Source organism: Kitasatospora sp. NPDC049258 (genome assembly GCF_040678895.1).
Lineage (GTDB): Bacteria > Actinomycetota > Actinomycetes > Streptomycetales > Streptomycetaceae > Kitasatospora.
This window is the reverse complement of the sequence record NZ_JBFAQT010000005.1, coordinates 168,117-194,230: the sequence shown is the minus strand read 5'-3', so window position 1 is coordinate 194,230 and position 26,114 is coordinate 168,117. Positions and strand designations below refer to the sequence as shown.

Annotated in this window: 22 protein-coding genes, 1 tRNA gene and 1 pseudogene; 12 read left to right on the top strand and 12 right to left on the bottom strand. The window is 70.9% G+C overall.

Features of this window, described 5'->3' with window-relative positions:
* Positions 1-45: 45 nt before the first annotated feature.
* Both trxB and trxA read left to right on the top strand, forming a co-directional pair.
* Complete coding sequence (gene trxB / locus AB0K43_RS06960) at positions 46-1,011, top strand: thioredoxin-disulfide reductase (RefSeq protein WP_363636599.1); 966 nt, start codon at positions 46-48, stop codon at positions 1,009-1,011.
* Between the two features lie 209 nt (positions 1,012-1,220).
* Complete coding sequence (trxA, locus tag AB0K43_RS06955) at positions 1,221-1,553, top strand: thioredoxin (protein ID WP_363636597.1); 333 nt, start codon at positions 1,221-1,223, stop codon at positions 1,551-1,553.
* Positions 1,554-1,694: 141 nt separating this feature from the next.
* On the opposite strand, the gene AB0K43_RS06950 is transcribed toward trxA, so the two are convergent.
* The 9 genes from AB0K43_RS06950 to rpmH all read right to left on the bottom strand — a co-directional run bounded on the left by AB0K43_RS06950 (position 1,695) and on the right by rpmH (position 8,416).
* Positions 1,695-2,312, bottom strand: a complete 618-nt coding sequence (locus AB0K43_RS06950) for a GNAT family N-acetyltransferase (RefSeq protein WP_363636595.1) — start codon at positions 2,310-2,312, stop codon at positions 1,695-1,697.
* A 186-nt stretch (positions 2,313-2,498) separates the two neighbouring features.
* On the bottom strand, positions 2,499-3,605 hold the full coding sequence (locus AB0K43_RS06945) for a ParB/RepB/Spo0J family partition protein (RefSeq protein WP_363636593.1): 1,107 nt from the start codon (positions 3,603-3,605) through the stop codon (positions 2,499-2,501).
* The gene (locus AB0K43_RS06940) at positions 3,602-4,573 is read right to left on the bottom strand and encodes a ParA family protein (protein ID WP_363636744.1); all 972 of its coding nucleotides are present in this window, start codon (positions 4,571-4,573) and stop codon (positions 3,602-3,604) included. Before AB0K43_RS06940 ends, AB0K43_RS06945 begins: the two co-directional genes overlap by 4 nt.
* A gap of 219 nt (positions 4,574-4,792) precedes the next feature.
* Complete coding sequence (rsmG, locus tag AB0K43_RS06935; protein WP_363636591.1) at positions 4,793-5,581, bottom strand: 16S rRNA (guanine(527)-N(7))-methyltransferase RsmG; 789 nt, start codon at positions 5,579-5,581, stop codon at positions 4,793-4,795.
* A gap of 163 nt (positions 5,582-5,744) precedes the next feature.
* Entirely contained in the window at positions 5,745-6,284 is a 540-nt protein-coding gene (locus tag AB0K43_RS06930) for a R3H domain-containing nucleic acid-binding protein (RefSeq protein WP_363636589.1), read from the bottom strand.
* Between the two features lie 80 nt (positions 6,285-6,364).
* Positions 6,365-7,516: a membrane protein insertase YidC gene (gene yidC / locus AB0K43_RS06925; protein WP_363636587.1), complete on the bottom strand. Its 1,152-nt coding sequence runs from the start codon at positions 7,514-7,516 to the stop codon at positions 6,365-6,367.
* Positions 7,517-7,519: 3 nt separating this feature from the next.
* Positions 7,520-7,834: a membrane protein insertion efficiency factor YidD gene (yidD, locus tag AB0K43_RS06920; protein ID WP_033823200.1), complete on the bottom strand. Its 315-nt coding sequence runs from the start codon at positions 7,832-7,834 to the stop codon at positions 7,520-7,522.
* Positions 7,831-8,259, bottom strand: coding sequence for a ribonuclease P protein component (gene rnpA, locus AB0K43_RS06915; RefSeq protein ID WP_363636585.1), 429 nt, complete (start codon positions 8,257-8,259; stop codon positions 7,831-7,833). Before rnpA ends, yidD begins: the two co-directional genes overlap by 4 nt.
* Positions 8,260-8,278: 19 nt before the next feature.
* A complete protein-coding gene (gene rpmH / locus AB0K43_RS06910; RefSeq protein ID WP_033823201.1) occupies positions 8,279-8,416 on the bottom strand; it encodes a 50S ribosomal protein L34 in 138 nt (45 codons plus the stop codon).
* A gap of 430 nt (positions 8,417-8,846) precedes the next feature.
* On the opposite strand from rpmH, the gene dnaA reads away from it, so the two are divergent.
* From dnaA to AB0K43_RS06860, 10 genes are all read left to right on the top strand, one after another.
* On the top strand, positions 8,847-10,844 hold the full coding sequence (gene dnaA, locus AB0K43_RS06905; RefSeq protein WP_363636583.1) for a chromosomal replication initiator protein DnaA: 1,998 nt from the start codon (positions 8,847-8,849) through the stop codon (positions 10,842-10,844).
* Positions 10,845-11,781: 937 nt separating this feature from the next.
* Positions 11,782-12,912, top strand: coding sequence for a DNA polymerase III subunit beta (gene dnaN / locus AB0K43_RS06900; protein ID WP_363636581.1), 1,131 nt, complete (start codon positions 11,782-11,784; stop codon positions 12,910-12,912).
* A 234-nt stretch (positions 12,913-13,146) separates the two neighbouring features.
* Complete coding sequence (gene gnd, locus AB0K43_RS06895; RefSeq protein ID WP_363636579.1) at positions 13,147-14,022, top strand: phosphogluconate dehydrogenase (NAD(+)-dependent, decarboxylating); 876 nt, start codon at positions 13,147-13,149, stop codon at positions 14,020-14,022.
* A gap of 41 nt (positions 14,023-14,063) precedes the next feature.
* Positions 14,064-15,197 (top strand): DNA replication/repair protein RecF, encoded by a 1,134-nt coding sequence (gene recF / locus AB0K43_RS06890; protein WP_363636577.1) that lies wholly within the window; start codon positions 14,064-14,066, stop codon positions 15,195-15,197.
* 79 nt (positions 15,198-15,276) lie between these two features.
* Positions 15,277-15,789: a DciA family protein gene (locus AB0K43_RS06885; RefSeq protein WP_363636575.1), complete on the top strand. Its 513-nt coding sequence runs from the start codon at positions 15,277-15,279 to the stop codon at positions 15,787-15,789.
* Between the two features lie 236 nt (positions 15,790-16,025).
* A complete protein-coding gene (gene gyrB, locus AB0K43_RS06880) occupies positions 16,026-18,059 on the top strand; it encodes a DNA topoisomerase (ATP-hydrolyzing) subunit B (protein ID WP_363636573.1) in 2,034 nt (677 codons plus the stop codon).
* A 53-nt stretch (positions 18,060-18,112) separates the two neighbouring features.
* A complete protein-coding gene (gene gyrA, locus AB0K43_RS06875) occupies positions 18,113-20,716 on the top strand; it encodes a DNA gyrase subunit A (protein WP_363636571.1) in 2,604 nt (867 codons plus the stop codon).
* 142 nt (positions 20,717-20,858) lie between these two features.
* The gene (locus tag AB0K43_RS06870; protein WP_363636569.1) at positions 20,859-21,551 is read left to right on the top strand and encodes a DUF3566 domain-containing protein; all 693 of its coding nucleotides are present in this window, start codon (positions 20,859-20,861) and stop codon (positions 21,549-21,551) included.
* 280 nt (positions 21,552-21,831) lie between these two features.
* Positions 21,832-23,223 carry a cyclopropane-fatty-acyl-phospholipid synthase family protein gene (locus tag AB0K43_RS06865; RefSeq protein ID WP_363636567.1) on the top strand — a complete coding sequence of 464 codons (1,392 nt, stop codon included), beginning with the start codon at positions 21,832-21,834 and terminating at the stop codon, positions 23,221-23,223.
* Between the two features lie 16 nt (positions 23,224-23,239).
* Positions 23,240-23,313 (top strand) — tRNA-Ile (locus tag AB0K43_RS06860).
* 96 nt (positions 23,314-23,409) lie between these two features.
* On the opposite strand, the gene AB0K43_RS06855 is transcribed toward AB0K43_RS06860, so the two are convergent.
* From AB0K43_RS06855 to AB0K43_RS06845, 3 genes and pseudogenes are all read right to left on the bottom strand, one after another.
* Positions 23,410-24,570, bottom strand: coding sequence for a site-specific integrase (locus AB0K43_RS06855; protein ID WP_363636565.1), 1,161 nt, complete (start codon positions 24,568-24,570; stop codon positions 23,410-23,412).
* Positions 24,570-24,749, bottom strand: coding sequence for a helix-turn-helix domain-containing protein (locus AB0K43_RS06850; RefSeq protein ID WP_363636563.1), 180 nt, complete (start codon positions 24,747-24,749; stop codon positions 24,570-24,572). The genes AB0K43_RS06855 and AB0K43_RS06850 overlap by 1 nt, the downstream gene beginning before the upstream one ends.
* Positions 24,731-26,062 (bottom strand): annotated as a pseudogene (locus AB0K43_RS06845) (replication initiator); the annotation flags it as partial. The pseudogene AB0K43_RS06845 and the gene AB0K43_RS06850, both read right to left, overlap by 19 nt.
* Between the last annotated feature and the right edge of the window lie 52 nt (positions 26,063-26,114).

The window sequence follows — 26,114 nt, the reverse complement described above, 5'->3', positions numbered from 1 at the left end:
CCCTCCCCGCAGATGCGCGGGTCGCGATGCGAACCAGGAGATGCAGTGAGCGACGTCCGTAATGTGATCATCATCGGTTCCGGGCCCTCCGGATACACCGCTGCGCTCTACACCGCCCGTGCCTCCCTCAACCCCCTCGTCTTCGAGGGTGCTGTGACGGCCGGCGGTGCCCTGATGAACACCACCGAGGTGGAGAACTTCCCCGGCTTCCGGGACGGCATCATGGGCCCCGAGCTGATGGACGGCATGCGGGCCCAGGCCGAGCGGTTCGGCGCCGAGCTGGTCCCGGACGACATCGTCGCGGTCGACCTCACCGGTGACATCAAGACCGTCACCGACTCCGAGGGCACCGTGCACCGCGCCCGCGCCGTGATCGTCGCCACCGGCTCCCAGCACCGCAAGCTCGGCCTGCCCCGCGAGGACGCGCTCTCCGGGCGCGGCGTCTCCTGGTGCGCCACCTGTGACGGCTTCTTCTTCCGCGACCAGGACATCGCCGTGGTCGGCGGCGGCGACACCGCGCTGGAGGAGGCCACCTTCCTCTCCCGGTTCGCCCGCAGCGTCACCGTCGTCCACCGCCGGGACAGCCTGCGCGCCTCCAAGGCGATGCAGGAGCGGGCCTTCGCCGACCCGAAGATCGGCTTCGCCTGGGACAGCGCCGTCGAGGAGATCCACGGCGACCCGAAGCTCACCGGCCTCACCCTGCGCGACACCACCACCGGCGAGAAGCGCGAGCTGGCCGTCACCGGCCTGTTCATCGCGATCGGCCACGACCCGCGCACCGACCTCTTCACCGGCCAGCTGGACCTGGACGCCGAGGGCTACCTCAAGGTGGAGGCCCCCTCCACCCGGACCAACATCCCCGGTGTCTTCGCCGCCGGCGACGTGGTCGACCACACCTACCGCCAGGCGATCACCGCGGCCGGCACCGGCTGCGCCGCCGCCCTGGACGCCGAGCGCTACCTCGCCTCGCTCGCCGACCTGGAGGCCCAGGCGGCCGCCGTCGCGGTCTGAGCCGACCCGCTCCACCGCCCCGCCCGGCCCGGGCGGGGCGACCCGCTCCACCGGCCGCCGCGCCACGTGAAACCATGGCACGGCAGCACCGCAGGACCAGCCCTCACCCGAGAAACAGAACGGCCCCCGCCGTTGTTGTCGCTCTCGAAGGTGCCGAGCCGTCCCACACACGGCCAGGCACCACCCGTACGTGACCCTTAGGAGTTCCCGTGGCCGGCGCCACCATCACCGTGACCGACGCGACCTTCGACGCCGACGTCCTCAAGAGTGACAAGCCCGTTCTGGTCGACTTCTGGGCCACCTGGTGCGGCCCGTGCCGCCAGGTCGCCCCGATCCTGGAGGAGATCGCGGACGAGCACGGCGAGTCCCTGACCATCGCCAAGCTCGACGTCGACGCCAACCAGGAGACCGCGGCCCGCTACAACGTGATCTCCATCCCGACCCTGAACGTCTACCAGAACGGCGAGCTGGTGAAGACCATCACCGGCGCCCGGCCGAAGGCCGCGCTGCTGCGCGAGCTCGCGGACTACCTGCCGCGCTGACCCCGCCGGCCGGCATCGCCCGGCCGCACGCCCGAGGCGGGCCCCCGATGCCACCAGGGGCCCGCCTCGGGCGTTCCCGGCCTCCGGGCGGGCCCGTGGCGGCTCCCCGCGTACCTCGGGGCCGCCCTCGCGGAGCGGCCCTCAGAACGGCCGCAGCGCCGGCTCCTTGCGGGCGCCACCGAGCAACCGCTCCAGGGCGACCTCCACATCGCCCTTCCAGGAGAGCGTGGTGCGCGCCTCCAGCCGCAGCCTCGGGTAGCGGTGGTGCGGGCGGACCGTCTTGAAGCCGACCGCCAGCAGGTGCTCCGCCGGCAGCACACAGCTCGGGATGTCCCGCCCCAGCGCCCCGAACGCCTCGATCGCCCGGAACCCCCGGCCGATCAGGTCCTTGGCCACCGCCTGGACCAGCACCCGCCCCAGCCCCTGCCCCTGGAACTCCGGCCGCACCCGGCTGACCATCAGCTGCACCGCGTCCGGCGAGACCGGGCTGGTCGGGAACGACTGCGAGCGCGGCACGTAGGCCGGCGGCGCGTACAGCACGAAGGCCGCCGGCACCTCGTCCACATAGGCCACCCGGCCGCAGGAGCCCCACTCCAGCAGCACGGCCGAGATCCAGCCCTCCTTCTCCTGCTCCGCCTTCCCCGCCTCCACCGCGGCCCGCGCGCTCACCGGGTCCAACTCCCAGAACACGCAGGACCGGCACCCCGTCGGCAGGTCCGGGAGATTGTCCAGCGTCAGCGGAGCGATCCTGCGTCCCACTCCCCCACACCTCCTCCTCGACCCGGGGCCGACGGCCCGGAGGCCTCCGACACCGCGCGGCGCCGAACTCACCGCCCGCTCCGAGCCCGCCGACCACAGCGAGCTCCTACCCCGAGTTCCTACCCAAACGAAGTGGGTGCACGTTTCACGTGAAACATGCACCCACGACCCCGGATCACACCCGGCTCAGCCCTGCGACAGCCGCAGCCCGTCCTCACCCGGCGCCAGACCGTCCAGGATCCGGTTCAGGTCCTCCACCGAGGCGAACTCCAGCACCACCTTGCCCTTGCCCAGCTTCCCGTTCCGCTGCGACACCTCGACCTTGACCCGGGTGTCGAACCGGTCGGAGAGCCGGCCGGCCAGCTCGTTGAAGGCCGGCGAGAACAGCTTGCCCGCCTTCGGACCGGCCGCCCGGGCCGACGGGGTCGGCTCGTCCGGGCGGTTCATCAGCTGGACGATCTCCTCGGTGGTCCGCACCGAGAGGCCCTCCTGGTTGATCCGGGTAGCCAGCTTGTCCTGCTGCTCGGCATCGGCCAGCCCCAGCAGCGCCCGGGCGTGCCCGGCCGTCAGGACCCCGGCGGCCACCCGCCGCTGCACCCCCGGAGACAGCTTCAGCAGCCGCAGCGTGTTGGAGACGTGCGAGCGCGAGCGCCCGATCCGGTCCGCCAGCTCGTCGTGCGTGCAGGAGAAGTCCCGCAGCAGCTGGTCGTAGGCGGCCGCCTCCTCCAGCGGGTTCAGCTCGGCCCGGTGGAGGTTCTCCAGCAGCGCGTCCAGCAGCAGCCGGTCGTCCTCGGTGGCCCGAACGATCGCCGGGATCAGCTCCAGACCGGCCTCCCGCGAGGCCCGCCAGCGCCGTTCGCCCATGATCAGCTCGTAGCTGTCCGCACCGACCTGGCGGACCACCACCGGCTGGAGCAGGCCCACCTCCTTGATCGAGGCGACCAGCTCGGCGAGCTTGTCCTCGTCGAAGTTGTCCCGGGGCTGCCGCGGGTTCGCCCGGATCGCGTCCAGCGGCAGCTCGGCGAACCGGGCGCCGTCCACCGGGGAGAGCTCCGCCTCCAGGACACTGCGCGGGTGCGTCTCGGCGGCCAGCTCCCGCAGGCTCTCCGCCGCCGCCTTCGCGGCCACCGTGCCCCGGCCGGTGGCCGGCGCCGTGACGGCGCCGCCCGACCTGGCCGGCGCCACCGTGACCGGCTCCACGCCCGCAGCCGCTCCGGCCGCCGGCACCACGGCCGGCGAGGCAGCCGGGATCAGCGCCCCCAGCCCTCTACCCAGGCCCCTGCGCGTGCTCACCGGTTGTCCTCCATCGTGCTCTGCTGTGCCACCGGTGCCGGCTGCTCGCCGGCCCCGCTCCGCTGCTGGCCCACCCCGTGGAAGCCGGCCTGCCCACCCGGCGCCGTCACCGCGCCCGGTGCCCCGCGGAGCGCCAGCTCACGCGCGGCCTCCAGGTACGACAGCGCACCGGTGGAACCAGGATCGTAGGTCAGCACCGTCTGCCCGTAGCTCGGCGCCTCCGAGATGCGCACCGAGCGCGGGATCGCCGTGCTCAGCACCTCCTGCTCGAAGTGCGTCCGGACCTCCTCGGCCACCTGCGAGGCGAGCCGGGTGCGGGCGTCGTACATGGTCAGCAGGATGGTCGAGACGCGCAGCACCGGATTGAGGTGCGCCCGGACCAGCTCCACGTTGCGCAGCAGCTGGCCGAGGCCCTCCAGCGCGTAGTACTCGCACTGGATCGGGATCAGCACCTCCTGGCCGGCCACCAGGGCGTTCACCGTGAGCAGGCCGAGCGAGGGCGGGCAGTCGATCAGGATGTAGTCCAGCGGCTGCTCGTAGGCGGCGATCGCGCGCTGCAGCCGGCTCTCCCGGGCGACCAGCGAGACCAGCTCGATCTCGGCGCCCGCGAGGTCGATGGTGGCCGGGCAGCAGAACAGCCCCTCCACATCGACCACCGGCTGGACCACGTCGGCCAGCGGCTTGCCCTCGACCAGTACGTCGTAGATCGACGGCACCTCGGCGTGGTGGTCGATGCCGAGGGCGGTGGAGGCGTTGCCCTGCGGATCGAGGTCGATCACCAGCACCCGCAGCCCGTGCAGGGCCAGCGAGGCGGCCAGATTGACGGTGGTGGTGGTCTTGCCCACCCCGCCCTTCTGGTTGGCCACCACCATCACCCTGGTGGCGGCGGGCCTGGGCAGCCCTTCTCCGGTACGGCCCACGGCCTGGACGGCAGCCTGAGCAGCCCGCGCGATGGGGGTGTCATCGATGAGGTCGATGGTCTCCGAGTCCTGCATGGGGGTCAGTGTTTCACGTGAATCCGGAGCGGCAACAGTCACCGCCCGGCTGCGGCCGAGGATTCCGGAAAGCAGGGAGCGACGTTTCACGTGAAACACGATGCCCGTATTGTCGGAAATCTGACGGACCGACACTCCGGCACCCGGGCGAGACCCCACCGCCCGGGTGCCCGTCCACCGCGTTGACCAGGCTCAGCGCCGGCGCCGCGCCCCGCCCCGACCGCCCTCGGCGGGACGGCCGCCGCGCCCGGCCCGGGCCGCCTTGGCCCGCCGGGTGGCCGCCTTCACCCCACCCGGGCTCTCCCCCGCCTCCACCCGGACCACCCGGGTCGAGGTCTCCAAAGTGCCCTCGCCGACCGCCAGCACCGACCAGCCGACCGCCCCCAGCTTGGTCAGCGCCGACCGGGAGTCCTCCAGCTCCTGCTCCGCCGTGTCGCCCTTGAGCGCGAGCATCTGGCCGTACGGCCGCAGCAGCGGCATCCCCCAGCCCGCCAGCCGGTCCAGCGGGGCCACCGCCCTGGCCGTCACCACGTCCACCGCCAGCTTCCCGACCATCTCCTCGGCCCGGCCGCGCAGCACCGTCACGTTGTCCAGCCCCAGCAGCCGCACCACCTCCTCCAGGAAGGTGGTCCGCCGCAGCAGCGGCTCCAGCAGCGTCACCGAGACGTCCGGACGCGCCAGCGCCACCGGGATCCCCGGCAGCCCGGCCCCCGAACCGACGTCGCAGAGCGTCGCACCGGTGGGCAGCAGCTCGGCCAGCACCGCGCAGTTCAGTACGTGCCGGTCCCACAGCCGCGGCACCTCGCGCGGCCCGATCAGCCCGCGCTGGACACCGGCCGTGGCCAGCAGCTCGGTGTACCGCTCGGCGACCGGAAAGCGGTCACCGAAGATCTCCGCCGCCACGGCCGGAGCCGGGGCGAGCTCCGCCACCTCGCCGGCCTCCGCCGCGTCGTCCCTGGCGGCCACGCCGTCCCTGTCCATTTCGACCTCTCCGCTCACCGGAATCCACCCACCCGTACAAGCACTGTTTCACGTGAAACATCCAGCCCCCACCCGGCCGCCCGGAGGATCCGGACCCGGCCACAACGGGGACGACCCCGCCCGCGCGAAGCGGACGGGGTCGATCGATTGACCGCCACCGGCGTCAGCGCGGCAGCACGACCACGCAACGCTCGGGCTCCTCGCCCTCGGACTCGCTGCGCAGACCCGCGGCCGCCACCGCGTCGTGCACCACCTTGCGCTCGAACGGGGTCATCGGCCGCAGCTTGACCTGCTCGCCCGTGCTCTTGACCTGCTCCGCCGCCTCGGCGCCCAGCGCGGCCAGCTCGGACCGCTTGCGCGCCCGGAAGCCCGCGACGTCCAGCATCAGCCGGCTGCGCTCACCGGTCTCCCGGTGGACCGCCAGCCGGGTGAGCTCCTGCAGCGCCTCCAGCACCTCGCCGTCATGCCCGACCAGGCGCTGCAGCGAACGGTCGGACCCCTCACCGACGATGGAGACCAGGGCGCGATCGCCCTCCACGTCCATGTCGATGTCCCCGTCGAGGTCGGCGATGTCGAGCAGACCCTCCAGGTAGTCGGCCGCGATGTCACCCTCCTGCTCCAGGCGGGCGAGGGTGCCCTCGGTGCCCGAGCCGGCCTCGGCCTCGGACTCGGTGTCGACGGCGGAGATGGTGCCTTCCGTCACTGCTGGACTCCTTCAGGAATGGGCCCTCGGGTAGGGCCGAGAACGAAGATCTGGGGCCGGTGTCGACGGTCAGGGACCGGTCAGGACTTCTTCTTCGGCCGCTGGCCGCCCTGCCCGCGCTTGGGCTGCTGGCGCTGGGCCGGCTTGGCCGCGGCGGTCTGCGCCGCCGTCTTGCGGGCCACCGGCGCCGGGGTCTCCTCCGCCGGGGCGGACTCCTCCGGCTCCGCGGACTTGGTCAGGCTGGTGGTGGCGGTGTGTCCCGCCGCCCCGGCCTGGCGCTGGGCCTTGGTCTGCTTGCGCGGCTGCTGCCGGCGCACGTGCACGCTGTCCTCGACCACGGCCGCGGCACCGGCCGGCGCGGCCGCCTTGCCGCCGCCACCGGAGATCAGGGCGAGCACGCCCACCTTCTTGACCGAGCCGTCCGGGTTCAGCCGGCCCGCCTTCTTCAGCCGGACCTGGCGCTCCTCGAAGGCCTTGCTGCCCGGTGTGGGGTTGTTCCGGATCACGATCAGCTGCTGGCCCATCGACCAGACGTTGGTGGTCAGCCAGTAGATCAGCACACCCACCGGGAAGTTGATGCCCATCACGGCGAACATGATCGGGAAGACGTACATCAGCATCTTCTGCTGCTGCATGAAGGGCGTCTTGACCGTGAGGTCCATGTTCTTGGTCATCAGCTGGCGCTGGGTGATGAACTGCGACAGCGACATCAGGACGATCATGACCGCGACGACGATCTTGACGCTGATCTCGGTCGACCCGAGGAAGGTCGCCGACAGCGGAGCACCGAAGATGTGCGCCTGCTGGGCGCTGTCGAGCAGGCTCTGGTCGAAGACGCCGATCGGCTTGTCCTTGGCCACCGAGGCCAGCACACCGTAGAGGGCGGTGAAGAACGGGGCCTGGACCAGGATCGGAAGGCAGCTCGAGAAGGGGTTGGTACCCGCCTCCTTGTAGAGCTTCATCATCTCTTCCGACTGGCGCTGCCGGTCGTTCTTGTAACGCTCCTGGATGGCCTTCATCTTCGGCTGGATCGCCTGCATGGCCCGGGTCGCCTTGATCTGCTTCACGAACAGCGGGATCAGGCAGATCCGGATGACGACGACCATGGAGACGATCGACAGGCCCCACGCCCAACCACCGTTGGGATCGAAGACGTGGCTGTACAGCGAGTGGAACTGGACGATGATCCAGGACACCGCTGTGTAGAGGGGACTCAGAAAACCGAAAGTCACCGGTCAGACTCCTTGGGCATCGGGCTTCGCCACCGGCTCCGGCCCGGCGGTCCCGCTCGTGGGGCTCAGCAGATTGCGCAGCCGGCGGTGCCACACCGGGTGCTTGCGCGGCGGAACGTGGTCGACCCCACCGGGGGACCATGGATTGCAGCGCAGAATGCGCCAGGCGGTCAGGCCACTGCCTTTGACCGCACCGTGCAGCCGCACAGCCTCGTACCCGTAGTGCGAACACGAGGGGTAATAACGGCAGACCGGTCCCAGCAGTGGACTGATCGTCCACTGGTAGAGCCTGATCAGCCCCATCAGCAGGTACTTCATCGCCCTGCTCCTGTCGGCGCGCCGCCGCTCGGCTCCGCCCTGAGCAGGCGCCGTAGCGCCGCGTCCAGGTCGTGCTCAAGTTCGAGGTACGAGGCCGCTGCCGCGGCCGGCAACGCGCGTACCACCACCAGGCTACCTGCGGGCAGCCGGGACAGACGCGCGCCCACCAGATGGCGTAGCCGGCGCTTGACCAGATTGCGCACCACGGCCGGGCCGACGGCCTTGCTCACGACGAAACCCGCACGCGCCGGAGGAAGCCCCTCGGCGACGTGCGGGCTGGAGTCGCTCTTCGTGCCTGCCGGCCCTGTCGGCGCGCCATCTCTGCTGAGATGGACCACCAACAGCGGCCGACCGGCCCGACGACCGCGTTTCACCGCGATCGAGAAGTCCTGGCGCCGCCGCAGCCGATGCTCGGAGGGCAGCACTGCAGACCCTTGACGCGAATCAGGCGGACAGGGCGGAACGGCCCTTGCCACGGCGCGCGGCCAGGATGGCGCGGCCGGCACGGGTCCGCATGCGCAGCCGGAAGCCGTGGGTCTTGGCACGACGGCGGTTGTTCGGCTGGAAGGTGCGCTTGCTCACTCGGGGGCTCCTGAGGTGAATCGTAGGGTGACCGGGTATCGCTTGGCCGTCACCGTGCGTCCGCGTGATCTCCCCCATCAATGGGAAATCCGGCCCCACAAACCCAGATCTGCTGGGTGAGGAGGCAATCCACGGCGCCCGTGCTGCGCGCGTCATGGAAGCGGGCGGACCCGCGGACATGCGGCAGCGGCCATCGACAACTCGACCTGGTTACGGTACGCGGACCAGGGGCGGAGGGTCAAACCAGGTGGTCCCAGGCCTGCACCCGGGCCGGAAATCCACGATACCCACAGCCTGTGGACAACAACTTGAATCAGCTCTGTCCGCTGACTACCGTTGCAGGACTTGTCTGGTTTGTTCTTCGGGGCGGACCACCACCCCCAGAAGTCCCTTGACACCCCCCGTGCGGGGAACGAGAAGGCGTGCACCAGTGGCTGATGTCAACAGCGATCTCGTCCCGGTCTGGGCGTCGGTCGTCGAGCGGCTGGTCAACGACGCAAGTGTCGGGGACAGCGACAAGATGTGGCTCCGCCGCACCCAGCCGATGTGGATGATGCACGACACCGCGCTGCTGGCGGCACCCAACGAGCGGGCCAAGCAGGTGCTGGAGGGCCGGCTGCTGCCGCAGCTCGGCGAGGCGCTGTCCGAGCAGTTCGGGCGCCCGGTGCGGATCGCCGTGATGGTGGACGCCAACGCCGTCGCGCCGGCCGGCAGCCAGGGCCACGAGCCGGTCCCCACGAGCGAGCCGCAGCCCGGGCCCGAGTCGGACCCGCACGGCCGGCCGGCCGCGGAGGACTGGCCGCACCACTCCGAGCACCGGCAGACCGACCACCGGCAGCCGGAGCCGCACCGCCCGGAGCACCGGCAGCCCGCACACCGGCAGGACCAGGACTTCGGCTCCCACCAGGACCACCAGGACCCCCCGGGCAGCTGGCCGCGTCCGGAGAGCTACCCGGCGCCGCAGGAGTACCCCCCGGCCCAGAACTACCCCCGCGGCTACCCGCAGCAGCAGCCGTACGGCCAGGGCTACCCGCCCGACCGCTACGACCAGCCCTCCGGTTACCAGCAGCGCCCCGCCGGTTACGGCGAGGAGCGGCCGGCCTGGCGTTCCCAGGGCGGGTCCGAGGACGGCTGGGAGTCCACGCCACAGCCCTCCCAGACCCCCGAGCGGCCGAAGAGCCTGCCGCCCGCGACGCCGTCCCAGGGCGACCTGTTCGGCGGCGTCCTGGAGCACTCGCCGGCCCCCGGCCGGCAGCGTCCCGGTGCCCCGGCCCGCCGCCCGGGCGGACCGGCGGACCGGCGGACCGGCGGCGGCCTCGCCGACCGCACCCCGGCCCCCGGGGTGCCGGCCCCGCCCGGCGCTCCGCCGGCCGGCGGCTCCCGCAAGGACGAGCCGAACGCCCGGCTGAACCCGAAGTACCTGTTCGACACCTTCGTGATCGGGGCGAGCAACCGGTTCGCGCACGCGGCGGCGGTGGCGGTGGCCGAGGCCCCCGCCAAGGCCTACAACCCGCTCTTCATCTACGGCGAGTCCGGCCTCGGCAAGACCCACCTGCTGCACGCGATCGGGCACTACTCGCGCAGCCTCTTCCCGGGCACCCGGGTGCGGTACGTGAGCTCGGAGGAGTTCACCAACGAGTTCATCAACTCCATCCGGGACGGCAAGGCGGACGCCTTCCGCAAGCGCTACCGGGACATCGACATCCTGCTGGTCGACGACGTCCAGTTCCTGGCCAGCAAGGAGTCGACGCAGGAGGAGTTCTTCCACACCTTCAACACCCTGCACAACGCGAACAAGCAGATCGTGCTCTCCTCGGACCGGCCGCCCAAGCAGCTGATCACCCTGGAGGACCGGCTGCGGAACCGCTTCGAGTGGGGGCTGATCACCGACGTCACCCCGCCCGAGCTGGAGACCCGGATCGCGATCCTTCGCAAGAAGGCGATCCAGGAGCAACTCAACGCGCCCGCCGATGTGCTGGAGTTCATCGCCTCCCGGATCACCCGGAACATCCGGGAGCTGGAGGGGGCGCTGATCCGGGTCACCGCCTTCGCCAACCTGAACCGGGCACCGGTCGACCTGGAGCTGGCCGGGATCGTCCTGAAGGACCTGATCCCCGGCGGCGACGAGGACGCCGGCCCGGAGATCACCGCGCAGGTGATCATGCAGCAGACCGCGGCGTACTTCGGGCTGGGGGTGGACGACCTCTGCGGCTCCTCGCGCAGCCGGGTGCTGGTGACGGCCCGCCAGATCGCCATGTACCTGTGCCGGGAGCTCACCGACCTGTCGCTGCCGAAGATCGGTGCCCAGTTCGGCGGTCGCGACCACACCACCGTGATGCACGCGGACCGCAAGATCCGCTCGCTGATGGCCGAGCGGCGCTCCATCTACAACCAGGTCACCGAGCTGACCAACCGCATCAAGAGCTGAACGGGCGGCCGGCAGAGGGCCGTTGAAGACCGCTGAGGGGGAGTCGGGCGCCGTCCCGGCTCCCCTTCGGCGTGCGGCCGGGTGTGACCGGGCCCCGGCCTGGGCAGGGATCCACCGATCGACCGCCCGCCGATTCCCCGCCCAGGCCGAACAACTGACCGGCAATTCGAACGAGGCCGCCGCGGAAGGCGCTCATCCACAGGTCGGGTGGATTTCTCCCGTCCACACCCCGGAGGCGGGCCGAGTTATCCAGAATTCCTCCACAGGGGTGTCGACGCTACGCTCTTCGGCGCAGGTCAGGTGCCTGTGGACTTGTGCACAACACTTATCCACAGCCTGTGGACAGTTGGCGGACCGTCAGGGGGCCATCCGGGTTGTCCACCGGTTGTCCCCAGGGATCGGGCAGTTATCCCCAGGTTCTCCACAGCTGCGTCCACAGTTCGACAACATTGGTGGGGCGTTCATTCCCAGGTGTGAAAGCCGTCACGTGATGTTGCCCGAGGCCCGTGGATAACCGGCCCATGATCTGGGGACAGCCCTGGGGATAACCTGTGGATACTCAGGGTGCCCTGTGGGTAACGCTCCGCTGTCCACAGCACACCCCAGTTGTCCACATCCGTCCTCCACAGGCGCTGTGGACAAAAAACAGGGTCTGACCTGCGAAAACGGGGTTATCCACGGTTTCCACAGGCCCTACTACTACTACTACCCTTAGAGACCCCCTAGCTTGATCAACAGTGGGGCTGGCCGAAATCTGTGGACAACCGGGGCCCGACACTTGTTCGGCTTGCTTCCGCCCATCTGCTCCGTCTGTCGGTGGAGTACGTCAGACTGTTCTCCGGCAGCTGGAAGCCGGGGTGCTCCCCGGTGGGGCGGAAGCCGGCAGACGAAGATCCAAGCGCGTACAGCGACAGCAGGAGCCAGGAGGCGGTTACCGGTGAAGTTCCGGGTGGAGCGTGATGTCCTCGCGGAGGCGGTGGCCTGGGCTGCTCGCAGCCTCCCGGCGCGGCCGCCGGTGCCGGTGCTGGCCGGCCTGCTGCTGACGGCACAGGAGGGCTCGCTGGCCCTCTCCGGGTTCGACTACGAGGTCTCGGCCCGGGTCGAGCTGGAGGCCGACGTCGAGGAGCCGGGCACGGTGCTGGTCTCCGGCCGCCTGCTCAACGACATCTCCCGCAACCTGCCCAACCGCCCGGTGGAGATCTCCACCGACGGGATGCGGGTCAGCGTGGTCTGCGGCAGCTCGCGGTTCACCCTGCCGACGCTGCCGGTGGACGAGTACCCGACCCTGCCGCAGATGCCCAGCGCGACCGGCACGGTCGCCGGCGAGGTCTTCGCCGCCGCCGTCAGCCAGGCCGCGGTCGCCGCCGGCCGGGACGACACCCTGCCGGTGCTCACCGGCGTCCGGGTCGAGATCGAGGGCGACCGGATCACCCTGGCCGCCACCGACCGGTACCGCTTCGCCGTCCGCGACCTGATGTGGAAGCCGGAGCAGGCCGACATCTCGGCCGTCGCCCTGGTGCCCGCCAAGACCCTGCAGGACATCGCCAAGTCGCTGGGCAGCGGCGACACGGTCTCGATCGCGCTCTCCTCCGGCGGCGCCGGCGAGGGCCTGATCGGCTTCGAGGGCGCCGGCCGGCGGACCACCACCCGCCTGCTGGAGGGCGAGTTCCCGAAGTTCCGCAGCCTCTTCCCGACCGAGTTCAGCGCGGTCGCGGCGATCCAGACCCAGCCGTTCCTGGAAGCCCTCAAGCGCGTCTCCCTGGTGGCCGAGCGCAACACCCCGGTCCGGCTCAACTTCGAGCAGGGCGTGCTGACCCTGGAGGCCGGTTCGGGCGACGACGCCCAGGCCACCGAGCGGATCGACGCCGACCTCGAGGGCGACGACATCTCGATCGCGTTCAACCCGGGCTACCTGGAGGAGGGCCTCAAGGCCATCGACTCCGCGTACGCCCAGCTCAGCTTCACCACGCCGACCAAGCCCGCGCTGCTCAGCGGCAAGGTCGCGGTGGACGCCGAGGCGGACGAGGCGTACCAGTACCTGATCATGCCGGTTCGGCTGTCGGGCTGACGGCCGGGGGTGCGGGGGTCGTCCCCGCGGGCCGCAGCGTGCCGGTGCGGCTGTCGGGCTGATCGCCCGCGCCGCACGGCGTCGTGCACACCTGCGTCCACAGGATGTGGACCACGCCAGGCCTCGCCCGGACTGAACCTGTCGGGCGAGGCCTGGCGACGTTCCCGGCGTAGGCTCTGGGCAGCGCGGCAACGGCGCCGCCATCAGGCACGACACCACAGTGAAGGACTTGTCATGGAGCTCGGCCTCATCGGTCTCGGCAAGATGGGCGGCAACATGCGCGAGCGCATCCGCCGCGCCGGCCACACCGTCATCGGCTACGACCGGAACCCGGAACTCGCCGACGTGGACAGCCTGGAGGAGCTCGTCAGCAAGCTCCAGGGCCCCCGGGTGGTCTGGGTGATGGTGCCGGCCGGCGGCCCGACCCAGGAGACCGTGGAGCAGCTCGCCGAGCTGCTCTCGCCCGGCGACGTGGTGGTCGACGGCGGCAACTCCCGCTGGACGGACGACGTCAAGCACTCCGAGCAGCTGGCGGCCAAGGGCATCGGCTTCGTCGACTGCGGCGTCTCCGGCGGCGTGTGGGGCCTGGAGAACGGCTACGCGCTGATGTACGGCGGCGACGCCGAGCACGTCGCGATGGCCCAGCCGATCTTCGACGCACTCAAGCCCGAGGGCGAGTTCGGCGCCGTGCACGCGGGCAAGGCCGGGGCCGGCCACTTCGCCAAGATGGTCCACAACGGCATCGAGTACGCGATGATGCAGGCCTTCGCCGAGGGCTGGGAGCTGCTGGAGGCGGCCCCCGAGGTCACCGACGTGCGCGAGGTCTTCCGCAGCTGGCAGGAGGGCACGGTGATCCGCTCCTGGCTGCTCGACCTGGCCGTCCGGGCGCTGGACGACGACGAGCACCTGGCCAAGCTCAAGGGCTGGGCGGCGGACTCCGGCGAGGGCCGCTGGACGGTGGAGGCCGCGATCGACCACGCGGTGCCGCTGCCGGCCATCACCGCCTCGCTGTTCGCCCGTTTCGCGTCCCGGCAGGACGACTCCCCGCAGATGAAGATGATCGCCGCGCTGCGCAACCAGTTCGGCGGCCACGCGGTCGAGTCCAAGTAGTCACCGGCGGTTCCCGCAGAAGGCGAGCGCAGTACCCAGCCATGCACGTCGCGCACCTGTCGCTCGCCGACTTCCGTTCGTACGCCCGGGTCGAGGTCCCGCTCGACCCGGGCGTGACGGCGTTCGTGGGGCCCAACGGGCAGGGCAAGACCAACCTGGTCGAGGCGGTCGGCTACGTGGCCACGCTGGGCAGCCACCGGGTCGCCACCGACGCTCCGCTGATCCGGCTGGGGGCGGAGCGGGCGGTGATCCGCTGCTCGATCGTGCGGGACGCCCGGCAGACCCTGGTCGAGCTGGAGCTCACCCCCGGCAAGGCCAACCGGGCCCGGATCAACCGCTCCGACAACGTCCGCCCGCGCGACGTGCTGGGGCTGCTGCGCACGGTGCTGTTCGCCCCCGAGGACCTGGCCCTGGTGAAGGGCGACCCGGGCGAGCGGCGGCGCTTCCTGGACGAGCTGCTGACCGCCCGGGCACCGCGCCTGGCCGGGGTGCGGCAGGACTACGAGCGGGTGCTCAAGCAGCGCAACGCGCTGCTGAAGACGGCCGCGCTGGCCCGCCGCTCCGGCGGCGGCAAGGGCGCGGACCTGTCCACCCTGGAGGTGTGGGACGGTCATCTGGCCCGGGCCGGGGCCGAGTTGACGGCCTTCCGACTGCAACTGGTGGGCGCGCTGCAGCCGCTGGTGGCGCAGGCGTACGCGCAGCTGGCGCCCGGCGGCGGGGACACCCTGCTGGAGTACCGCAGCTCCTTCGAGGGCGAGCTGCCGACCAGCCGGGAGCAGGCCGAGGAGCAGCTGCTGGCGGCCCTGCTGGCGGCCCGCGGCCAGGAGGTGGCCCGCGGCCTGACCCTGGTCGGCCCGCACCGCGACGAGCTGACCCTGCGGCTGGGCCCGCTGCCGGCGAAGGGCTACGCGAGCCACGGGGAGTCCTGGTCGTACGCGCTGGCGCTGCGGCTGGCCTCGTACGAGCTGCTGAAGGCGGACGGCGGGGAGCCGGTGCTGATCCTGGACGACGTCTTCGCGGAGCTGGACGCGCGGCGGCGGGACCGGCTGGCGGAGCTGGTGGCCGGGGGCGAGCAGGTGCTGGTGACGGCGGCGGTGCCCGAGGACGTCCCGGCGGCGCTGGCGGGCGCCCGGTACGTGGTCTCGGACGGCACGGTGTCCCGTCCGGTCCCGTGAGCCCCGGGAACCTCGTACGCTGGACGGTCCACGCCTGGATCCCGGGCGACCGTCCACAGCCTGGGGAAAGGTGCGGCGCATGAGCGAGACGCCTGAGCTGTCGGGTGTGGATCTGGCGCGGGTGGCCCTGCGGGCGGCCAAGGAGCAGGCCCGCAAGCGCGGTGAGCAGGTCCGGGAGAAGCGTGAGGCGAAGCGGCACGGGCTGCGCAGCGGAGCGCGGGCGGACGGGCGCGACCCGGTGCCGCTGGGTGCGGCGCTGAACCGGCTGATCACCGAGCGGGGCTGGGAGGCGCCGGCGGCGGTCGGCGGGGTGATGGGGCGCTGGCCGCAGATCGTGGGGCCGGACATCGCGGCGCACTGCGTGCCCAAGCAGTACGCGGAGGCCGAGGCCGTGTTGACGGTGCAGTGCGACTCCACGGCCTGGGCGACCCAGCTGCGGCTGCTGGCCCGGCAGCTGGTGGCCCGGCTCAACCACGAGCTGGGGCACGGCACGGTGAAGGTGATCAAGGTGTTGGGGCCTGACGCGCCGGTTCGGGGGTACGGGAGGCTGCGCGCGCCGGGGAGTAAGGGGCCCGGCGACACCTGGGGGTGACCCGCGGCCCGGAGGGTGGCCGTCCGGAACCGCTGGCGGCCGCTGTGAGGGCCCTGAGCCCCCTGGCCGAGTATCGGGACATGTGCAGAGGGGATTCAGGGCGGCACATCTGCCCTCAGGGGCTGCCAAACGCCCCTCTCTGTCAGTCGTACCGGTAGACTGAGAGCCAAACACTGTTGCTCGCAGCAACCGAGTCGAAACGCCGTGGTCGCAGGCCGTCCGAATCACCGGGTGGCATGCGACCCGCGCTGTGCCAGAGAGGGCGCTTCGTGGCCGATTCCGGCAACCCCAGCCAGACCCCAGACCCCACCGACCAGTCCGGCGAGAAGTCGTACGACGCCAGCAACATCACGGTGCTGGAGGGCCTCGAGGCCGTCCGCAAGCGCCCCGGCATGTACATCGGCTCGACCGGTGAGCGCGGCCTGCACCACCTGGTGTACGAGGTCGTGGACAACTCCGTCGACGAGGCGCTGGCGGGGTACGCCGACACGATCGACGTGACCATCCTGGCCGACGGCGCGGTGCGCGTGGTCGACAACGGCCGTGGCATCCCGGTCGACATCGTCCCCGGCCAGGGGAGGCCGGCCGTCGAGGTCGTGCTGACGGTGCTGCACGCCGGTGGCAAGTTCGGCAACGGCGGCTACGCCGTGTCCGGCGGTCTGCACGGCGTCGGCGTCTCGGTGGTGAACGCGCTCTCCACCCGGCTGGCGATCGAGATCCACCGGGACGGCCACCGCTGGACCCAGGACTACAAGGCCGGTGCCCCGACCGCCGCGCTGGAGCAGCACGAGGCCGCCGAGCGGACCGGCACCAGCGTGACCTTCTGGGCCGACCCCGACATCTTCGAGACCACGGTCTACTCCTTCGAGACGCTCTCGCGGCGCTTCCAGGAGATGGCGTTCCTGAACAAGGGACTGACCATCGCGCTGACCGACGAGCGCCCGGAGCACGCCGACGAGGAGGGCCGTCCGCTCTCCGTCACGTACAAGTACGACGGCGGCATCGCGGACTTCGTCGCCCACCTCAACTCCCGCAAGGGCGACCCGATCCACCCCTCGGTGATCGACTTCGAGTCCGAGGACAAGGACAAGGCGATCTCGGTGGAGATCGCGATGCAGTGGAACTCCTCGTACACCGAGGGGGTCTACTCCTTCGCCAACACCATCCACACCCACGGTGGCGGCACCCACGAGGAGGGCTTCCGCGCGGCGCTGACCGGTCTGGTCAACCGCTACGCGCGGGACAAGAAGCTGCTCCGCGAGAAGGACGACAACCTCTCCGGCGAGGACATCCGCGAGGGTCTGACCGCGATCATCTCGGTGAAGCTGGGCGAGCCCCAGTTCGAGGGCCAGACCAAGGACAAGCTGGGCAACACCGAGGCCAAGACCTTCGTCCAGAAGGTGGTGCACGAGCAGCTGAACGACTGGCTGGACCGGCACCCCAACGAGGGCTCGGACATCATCCGCAAGTCGATCCAGGCGGCCACCGCCCGGGTCGCGGCCCGCAAGGCCCGCGACCTGACCCGGCGCAAGGGCCTGCTGGAGAGTGCCTCGCTGCCCGGCAAGTTGAGCGACTGCCAGTCCAAGGACCCGGCCGAGTGCGAGATCTTCATCGTCGAGGGTGACTCCGCCGGCGGCTCGGCCAAGCAGGGCCGTGACCCGCGCACCCAGGCGATCCTCCCGATCCGCGGCAAGATCCTGAACGTCGAGAAGGCCCGGATCGACAAGGTGCTGCAGAACACCGAGGTCCAGGCGCTGATCTCGGCCTTCGGCTGCGGCATCCAGGAGGACTACGACGAGTCCAAGCTCCGCTATCACAAGATCGTGCTGATGGCCGACGCCGACGTCGACGGACAGCACATCAGGACCCTGCTGCTCACCCTGCTGTTCCGCTTCATGCGGCCGCTGGTGGAGTCGGGGTACGTGTACCTGGCGATGCCCCCGCTGTACAAGATCAAGTGGGGCCGGGACGACTTCGAGTACGCCTACTCGGACCGCGAGCGCGACGCGGTGATCGCGGCCGGCGTGGAGGCCGGCCGCCGGCTCCCGAAGGACGACGCGATCCAGCGCTTCAAGGGTCTCGGCGAGATGAACGCCGAGGAGCTGCGCATCACCACCATGGACGTGGCCCACCGCCTGCTGCTCCAGGTCACCCTGGAGGACGCGGCCCGCGCCGACGACCTGTTCTCCGTCCTGATGGGCGAGGACGTGGAGGCCCGCCGGTCCTTCATCCAGCGCAACGCCAAGGACGTCCGGTTCCTGGACGTGTGACCCGAGCGGTCTCCCACGTAACCAGGCCCCGCGTGAAAGGAAACTGACCACCAGTGGTCGACGACAACCGTCCGGACGGCGACGAGCAGCCGGAGAACAGCACCAGCCAGGGCACCGTGCGGATCGAGCCGATCGAGCTCGAGACCGAGATGCAGCGTTCGTACCTCGACTACGCGATGAGCGTGATCGTGAGCCGTGCGCTGCCCGAGGTCCGCGACGGCCTCAAGCCGGTGCACCGCCGGGTGCTCTACGCGATGTACGACGGCGGCTACCGGCCCGAGAAGGGCTACTACAAGTGCGCCCGCGTGGTCGGCGACGTGATGGGCAACTACCACCCGCACGGCGACACCTCGATCTACGACACCCTGGTCCGGCTCGCCCAGACCTGGTCGATGCGGATGCCGCTGGTCGACGGCAACGGCAACTTCGGTTCCCCGGGCAACGACCCGGCCGCCGCGATGCGGTACACCGAGTGCAAGATGATGCCGCTGGCCATGGAGATGATGCGGGACATCGACGAGGAGACCGTCGATTTCGCCGCCAACTACGACGGCCGCCAGCAGGAGCCGACCGTCCTGCCGGCCCGCATCCCCAACCTGCTGATCAACGGTGCCACCGGCATCGCGGTCGGCATGGCCACCAACATCCCGCCGCACAACCTGCGCGAGGTCGCCTCCGGTGCGCTCTGGGCGCTGCAGCACCCCGAGGCCACCAACGAGGAGCTGCTGGAAGCCCTGATCGAGCGGATCAAGGGCCCGGACTTCCCCACCGGCGCGCTGATCGTCGGCCGCCGCGGGATCGAGGACGCCTACCGCACGGGCCGCGGCTCGATCGCGATGCGCGCCGTGGTCGAGGTCGAGGAGATCCAGGGCCGCCAGTGCCTGGTGGTCACCGAGCTGCCGTACCAGGTGAACCCGGACAACCTGGCGCTGAAGATCGCCGACCTGGTCAAGGACGGCAAGGTCGCCGGCATCGCCGACGTCCGCGACGAGTCCTCGTCCCGGACCGGCCAGCGCCTGGTCGTCGTGCTCAAGCGCGACGCGGTCGCCAAGGTCGTGCTGAACAACCTCTACAAGCACACCGACCTGCAGACCAACTTCGGCGCCAACATGCTGGCCCTGGTCGACGGCGTGCCGCGCACGCTCTCGCTGGACGCCTTCATCCGGCACTGGGTCAACCACCAGGTCGAGGTCATCGTCCGCCGGACCACCTTCCGGCTGCGCAAGGCCGAGGAGCGCGCCCACATCCTGCGCGCGCTGCTCAAGGCGCTCGACCAGATCGACGCGGTGATCGCGCTGATCCGGGCCTCGGAGAGCGCCGACGCCGCCCGCAGCGGCCTGATGAACCTGCTCCAGATCGACGAGCTGCAGGCCAACGCGATCCTGGAGATGCAGCTGCGCAGGCTGGCCGCGCTGGAGAGCGCGCGCATCCTCAGCGAGCACGACGAGCTGCAGGCGAAGATCAACGAGTACAACGCGATCCTCGCCTCGCCCTCCCGCCAGCGGGAGATCATCTCGGAGGAGCTCACCGCGATCGTCGAGAAGTACGGCGACGAGCGGCGCTCCACCCTGATCCCCTCCGACGGCGACCTCTCGATCGAGGACCTGATCGCCGAGGAGAACATCGTCGTCACCATCACCCGCGGCGGCTACGTCAAGCGGACCCGCTCCGACCTCTACCGCTCGCAGAAGCGCGGCGGCAAGGGCGTGCGCGGTGCGCAGCTGAAGCAGGACGACATCGTCGACCACTTCTTCGTGACCACCACGCACAACTGGATCCTGTTCCTCACCAACAAGGGCCGGGTCTACCGGGCCAAGGGCTACGAGCTGCCCGACGCCGGCCGGGACGCCCGCGGCCAGCACGTGGCCAACCTGCTGGCCTTCCAGCCGGAGGAGCACATCGCCCAGGTGATGGCGGTGCGCACCTACGAGGACAAGCCGTACCTGGTGCTGGCCACCCGCAACGGCCTGGTCAAGAAGTCGCGCCTGAAGGACTACGACTCGCCGCGCTCCGGCGGCCTGATCGCGATCAACCTGCGGCAGGACGAGGACGGCCGGGACGACGAGCTGATCGGCGCCGAGCTGGTCTCCGCCGAGGACGACCTGCTGCTGATCTCCCGGAAGGCGCAGTCGATCCGCTTCACCGCCACCGACGAGGCGCTGCGCCCGATGAGCCGCGCCACCTCGGGTGTGAAGGGCATGTCCTTCCGTGAGGACGACGAGTTGCTGTCGATGAACTCGATCCGGCCGAACACCTTCGTCTTCACCGCCACCGACGGTGGCTACGCGAAGCGGACCTCGGTGGACGAGTACCGTGTTCAGGGCCGCGGTGGTTTCGGTATCAAGGCGGCGAAGATCGTCGAGGGTCGTGGCTCGCTGGTCGGGGCCCTGGTCGTCGAGGAGACCGACGAGATCATGGCCATCACGCTGTCCGGCGGCGTGATCCGGACCAGGGTTTCCGAGGTTCGTGAAACCGGACGTGACACGATGGGCGTCCAACTGATCAACCTCGGAAAGCGTGACGCGGTGGTGGGCATGGCCCGCAACGCGGAGGCGGAGGACGAGGAGACCTCGGAGGACGAGGCTGCCGAGGCTGTGGCCGAGGCGCCCGTGGCCGAGGACGGGACGACGGCGGGCGGCTCGGCCGACCAGGCCTGACCTCCCGCCCACGGGCCGGTGTCCGCCCCCTCGCCGGGGCGGACGCCGGACCGCTGACCGGCATCGGCCACACGGCCGGCACCGGACCGGAGCGATGACCAGGGCGGACCGCCGGCCTGGCGGGAACTGCAGGAGGACCAGGGTGAGTGGAGCCACGGGTGCTGGAGGTGCCACGGGCGGGCTGCCGGGCGGCACGCCGTACGGCGGAGTGCCGCCCCGTCCGACCGAGCACCCGGCGGCGGCCTCCACCTCGCTGATGCCGCCGGTCGGTACAGCGGGCCAGGCCGGCGCCGCGGGGTACGGCGGCCAGCCGCCGGCCGCCCAGGGCGGCGGCACGGACGGATTCTCCACGCCGACCACGTACGCGAAGGGGCAGCCGACCCCGGCCCGCGGCACCCGGGTGCCGCCCGGCACCGCGCCCCGCCGGCCCGGCACTCCCCCGGCCGCCGCGCCGGGCGGCGGCCGCACCCGCAAGGCGCGCCTGCGGGTGACCAAGGCCGACCCGTGGTCGGTCATGAAGGTCAGCTTCCTGCTGTCGCTCGCGGTCGGCGTGATCCTGATCGTCGCCGCGGCCGTGCTCTGGATGACCCTGGACGGCCTCGGCGTCTTCGACTCGCTGAGCAGCACGCTCAAGGACGTCACCGGCAACGACAGCGCCGGCAGCTTCAACCTGATGGACTACATCGGCTTCGGCCGGGTCATGATGTTCACCATCCTGATCGCGGTGGTGGACGTGGTGCTGATGACCGCGCTGGCCACGCTGTCCGCGTTCATCTACAACAGCGCGGCCGGCTTCACCGGCGGCGTCGAGCTGACCCTGGCGGAAGAGGACTGACGAGCAGTCACCCGCGCGGAATGGCCGGGCCCCGAAGGCTGTTGCAGCCTTCGGGGCCCGTTCGCGTCGGTGCCCGCGTTCGGGTGACGCCGGGGCTCGGGCTGGCGTGCCGGAGGGCGCGGACGCGGCGGCCCGTGGATAAGTGGATCGGGTTGGCGGACGCGGGATTACCGGCCCCGTCGACCGGGCAGCCATTCTCACCGGCGCAGCGTGGCGCCGGCACGGCAGCACGGTGGAGCAGGCAAGCGGTGGAGCTGTTACGGCTGGTCGGAGGCCCGTCATGGCTGAGGTCGCAACACAACTGATCGGTGCGGTGGAGGGGCTGCTCGGGCTCCGCATGCCGCTGCGGGTGCAGGCCTGGGACGGCAGCGTGGCCGGCCCGCCCGGCGCCCCGACCCTGGTGCTGCGCAACCGCCGTGCGGTCCGCCGCCTGCTCTGGCAGCCCGGTGAGCTCGGCCTGGCCCGTGCCTATGTGGCCGGTGACCTGGAGATCGCCGCCGACACCGACCTCTACGAGGTGCTCTCCGCGGTCGCGGAGTTCGCCGAGCACCCTCGGGTCCGGCAGCTGGAGATCGGCCTCGGTGACGTGCTGGGGCCGCGCGGGCGGGAGCTGCTGGCCACCCTGGTCCGGCTGGGCGCGGTGGGCCCGCAGCCGGCCCCGCCACCGGAGGAGGCCGCCCGCCCGAGCGGGCGGCTGCACAGCCGCCGCCGGGACCAGGCCGCGATCAGCCACCACTACGACGTCGGCAACGACTTCTACCGCCTGGTGCTCGGGCCGAGCATGGTCTACTCCTGCGCCTACTGGACGCCCGAGGCGAAGAGCCTGGAGGACGCCCAGACGGCCAAGCTGGACCTGATCTGCCGCAAGCTGGGCCTGCGCCCGGGCCTGCGGCTGCTGGACGTCGGATGCGGCTGGGGCTCGCTGGTGCTGCACGCCGTCCGCAACTACGGCGTCACCGCGGTCGGGGTGTCCATCTCCGCCGAGCAGGTCGCGCTGGCCCGCGGGCGGGTCGCCGAGGCCGGCCTGGGCGAGCAGATCGAGATCCGGCTGCAGGACTACCGGGAGATCCCCGACGGCCCCTTCGACGCCATCTCCAGCGTCGGCATGGCCGAGCACGTCGGCTCCGCCCAGTACCTGACCTACGCCGCCGGCCTGCACGGCCTGCTGACCCCGGGCGGGCGGCTGCTCAACCACCAGATCGGCCGGCGCCCCGACCTGCCCGGCGAGGCGTACCGGCCGAGCCCGTTCATCGACCGCTACGTCTTCCCGGACGGCGAGCTGGCGCCGGTGGGCAGCACCGTCGGCCTGCTGGAGGACGCGGGCTTCGAGGTACGCGACGTCGAGGCGCTGCGGGAGCACTACGGGCTGACCCTGCGGGAGTGGGTGGCCAACCTGGAGGCGCACTGGCCGGAGGCGGTCCGGCTGGTCGGCCGCGGCCGGGCCCGGGTCTGGCGGCTCTACATGGCGGCCTCCGCGCTGGCCTTCGAGCAGAACCGGATCGGGGTCAACCAGGTCCTCGCCGTCCGCACCACCCGGGCCGGCCACAGCGGCCTGCCCGCCACCCGGGAGCAGTGGCTGACCGGCCGCCGGGACCCTGAGCTGCACCGCCCGGAGCCCGGCTCCGGGGAGGCCGCGGATACGGATTTGGGAGATCGGCGCTCGGTCCGCTAATCTTTCAGTGCGGCAAGGGCCTATAGCTCAGACGGTTAGAGCGCTTCCCTGATAAGGAAGAGGCCACAGGTTCAAGTCCTGTTAGGCCCACCTGCAAGAAGGACCCCGGTCACCTAGTGGCCGGGGTCCTTTGACATCCACGATCTGACAGCAACGGCAGCGGCCAAATCCGGGGCACGTCAGGATTCAGTCGAGCGAGGATCCGTTCATCCCGTCTCGCAGCTTGCTGCTCAGCATGGCTGCCGCAGCCCTCTGTGTGTCGGTCGTCACATGGGTGTAGATCTCCAGAGTGGTCGTGATCCGACTGTGCCGAAGGATCTTCTGCGCGTCATTCGGATGGATGCCCAGGAAGGCGAGCAGGCTGCCGGTCGTGTGCCGGGTGTGGTGCAGCGGAATACGCCTCACGCCTGAGCGGATCACCCGGCGCTCGAAGCTCCCGGAGAAGCCGTCGGGATCGATCATCCCGCCTGACTCGGTCGTGAAGACTAGGTCCATCTCCGTCCAGGTTCCGTCGGCCTTGGCCCGTTCCAGCTTCTGGAGTTGGCGCCGCTCTCCCAGCGCTTCGAGGCAGAGCCGCGGAAGTGGCAGCGCGCCCTTCGAGTGCTCGGTCTTGAGATCGGTCAGCACCAGACCGGTGCCCTTCTGCCGCTGGACCTGCTTCCGAGGGTGAGCGACACCTTCGGCCAGGTCCAGGTCGATCCACCGGAGACCGAGCAGTTCACCGCGTCGAAGGCCCAACACGATGGCGAAGACGAAGGCCGCGTGCAGCCGGTGCGACCTGGTCGACCGCAGAAAGGTGATCGCTTCCTGAGCCCGCCACGGGATAACCTCCCGTGTCTCGGCTCTCGGCATGTCGACCAGCTGAGCGACGTTCCGCAAAAGCAGCTCTTCGCGCATCGCTCGGTTGAGCGCGTTCCGGAGCGTCTTCAAGCACTCCTGCTGGGTGGCTCCGCCGACCCTGTCGGTCTTCAGCTGGCGGAGGAAGCGTCGGATGTCTTCGACACCTAGCTTGGTGAGCTTCTTAGTCCCCAGCTTGGGGATCAGGTACAGCCGCACCATGGTCTCGTACTTGCTGTACGTGGTCGGCCGCTGGTTGGGCTGCACGATCTCGGCCAGCCAGTGAGCTAGGTATCCCGCAACGGTCCACGCCTTGTCCGGCACAGGGACGCCCTTGCGCTCCTGGGCCTGAAGCAGCGCGACCTTCTCGGCCGCCTCGTCGTAGGTCCTGCCGTAGACGCTCTTTCGGACCCGGCGCCCCAGCGTGTCGGTCACGTAGACCGCGCCCATGTACCGGCCATCGGATCGCTTCACGATCGTTCCGGCACCGTTCGGGTTCTTCCTGGCCATCAGGCCGCTGCCTCCAGTCGCAGGGCCACGAAGGCCCGGATCGAGTCGGCCGGCACCCGGCGGGCCCGGCCGATGGTGATGGACGCCAGCTGCCGCGTCCGGATCAGGTCGTAGACCGCCGAGCGGCCGAGCTTGAGACGCGCCATGACTTCGGGGACGGTCAGCAGTTCGTCAGCCATGCCTGCTCCTCCTGGTCCAAGGCGATCAGCTCTTTGCGGATGGCGTGGTTGTGCTCCAGCTCGCGCGCGATGGTCGCGGCGAGGATGGACTCGCCCGGGGTGTTGCCGGACCCGGCGAAGGACCAGTGAGCGAGTACGAGGGTCTCGGCCTCGGGCAGGTCGTCCAGGTCGGGCAGACCGGCGGCCAGGAGCCGTTCCCGTAAGTCCTGGCGGGCCTGGTCGGCGCGGAAGTCGGCCCGGACCTGGCGGAGCGCCCCGAGAGTGGTCGAGTAGGTCGGGGACTTCGAGGAGAAATGGCCCCGGAAGCCGAGCATGTGGGACCAGTGCGCCAGCAGCCGTTCCGGGTACAGCACGTCCAGGTCCCAGCAGGCTTCGATCAGGCGCCGGGTGTGGTCGGGCAGGTCGTGCCGGTCCAGCTCTTGGCGCTCCAGGATCCGGCGGTCCACGCTCTCGGTGCTCTCCGCCGACTTGGTCGCGTACTTCGCCACGTACGAGGCCACGGCCTGTTCGCTGATCTCCCCGGATGCGAACGCACCGATCGGCCGCACGTCGACCTGAGCACCCCACTCCAGGACCCGGGCCGGATACGGTCCGGCACCGGCCACCGGGACGCCGGCGCGGCGGGCGGCTCGGCGGATCGCGCTGTCCAGGAGAGCCACCGTTGCCCAGTCCGGGGGCGGGGAGCCAGCACCGTCGAGGCCGTCGATCCGGATCACGGTGTGGAAGTGGACCGCGCCCCGGCGCTGGAACTCGGCGACCTTCCCGAACGAGATCCGTGCCTGCTCCTTGAACTCCCGCTGCGTGAGCCCGGCCAGCTTGGCCATCACCCGGAACAGGTAGATCGTGAAGCGCCGCCACAGGTCCGGGGCGTGGTTGTTCCACAGCACGGCGTGTGCGTAGTCGTAGCGCTCCGGGTCCAACGGAGTGCCCAGCACGGCGGCTCCGGCCGGGTGCGCCAGGCCACAGCGGCACCGGCCGGAGTCGGGCCGGTTGTGGACCGGGCCGAACGACGGAGCAGTCAGGGTGGCGAAGACCCGGGGGTGCTCGCGGACGGTGCCGGGGACGCCCTTGGTCTCGTCCCCGGCGAGTCCGGCGCGGATCAGGTGGAAGGTGTCGGCCGCGTAGGTTCGGGCGCACGAGGTGCAGCGGGAGGCCCGGCGGTTGCCGCAGGCGACCTTGAGCCGCTCGCCGGGTGCCTGGTCGGTGGAGAACCGGTGCCAGACGGCGCCGGTCGGGGCGTGCACCAGAGTGCGGAACCCCTTGAGGTGGACCGGGTTCGAGCAGCCGCCCGTGCGCCGAATCTGCTCGTGAAGCTCTGGAAGGTCACCCCGGGAGGCAAGCCGTGCCAGGTCCGCCAGGGCGAGC

Excerpts from the sequence above, each read along its gene's own strand:
- AB0K43_RS06855 (WP_363636565.1), bottom strand. The coding sequence starts at position 24,570 with ATGGCCAGGAAGAACCCGAACGGTGCCGGAACGATCGTGAAGCGATCC.
- rsmG (WP_363636591.1), bottom strand. The coding sequence starts at position 5,581 with ATGGACAGGGACGGCGTGGCCGCCAGGGACGACGCGGCGGAGGCCGGC.
- AB0K43_RS06865 (WP_363636567.1), top strand. The coding sequence starts at position 21,832 with ATGGCTGAGGTCGCAACACAACTGATCGGTGCGGTGGAGGGGCTGCTC.
- yidD (WP_033823200.1), bottom strand. The coding sequence starts at position 7,834 with ATGAAGTACCTGCTGATGGGGCTGATCAGGCTCTACCAGTGGACGATC.
- AB0K43_RS06885 (WP_363636575.1), top strand. The coding sequence starts at position 15,277 with ATGAGCGAGACGCCTGAGCTGTCGGGTGTGGATCTGGCGCGGGTGGCC.
- recF (WP_363636577.1), top strand. The coding sequence starts at position 14,064 with ATGCACGTCGCGCACCTGTCGCTCGCCGACTTCCGTTCGTACGCCCGG.
- gnd (WP_363636579.1), top strand. The coding sequence starts at position 13,147 with ATGGAGCTCGGCCTCATCGGTCTCGGCAAGATGGGCGGCAACATGCGC.
- gyrB (WP_363636573.1), top strand. The coding sequence starts at position 16,026 with ATGCGACCCGCGCTGTGCCAGAGAGGGCGCTTCGTGGCCGATTCCGGC.
- AB0K43_RS06850 (WP_363636563.1), bottom strand. The coding sequence starts at position 24,749 with ATGGCTGACGAACTGCTGACCGTCCCCGAAGTCATGGCGCGTCTCAAG.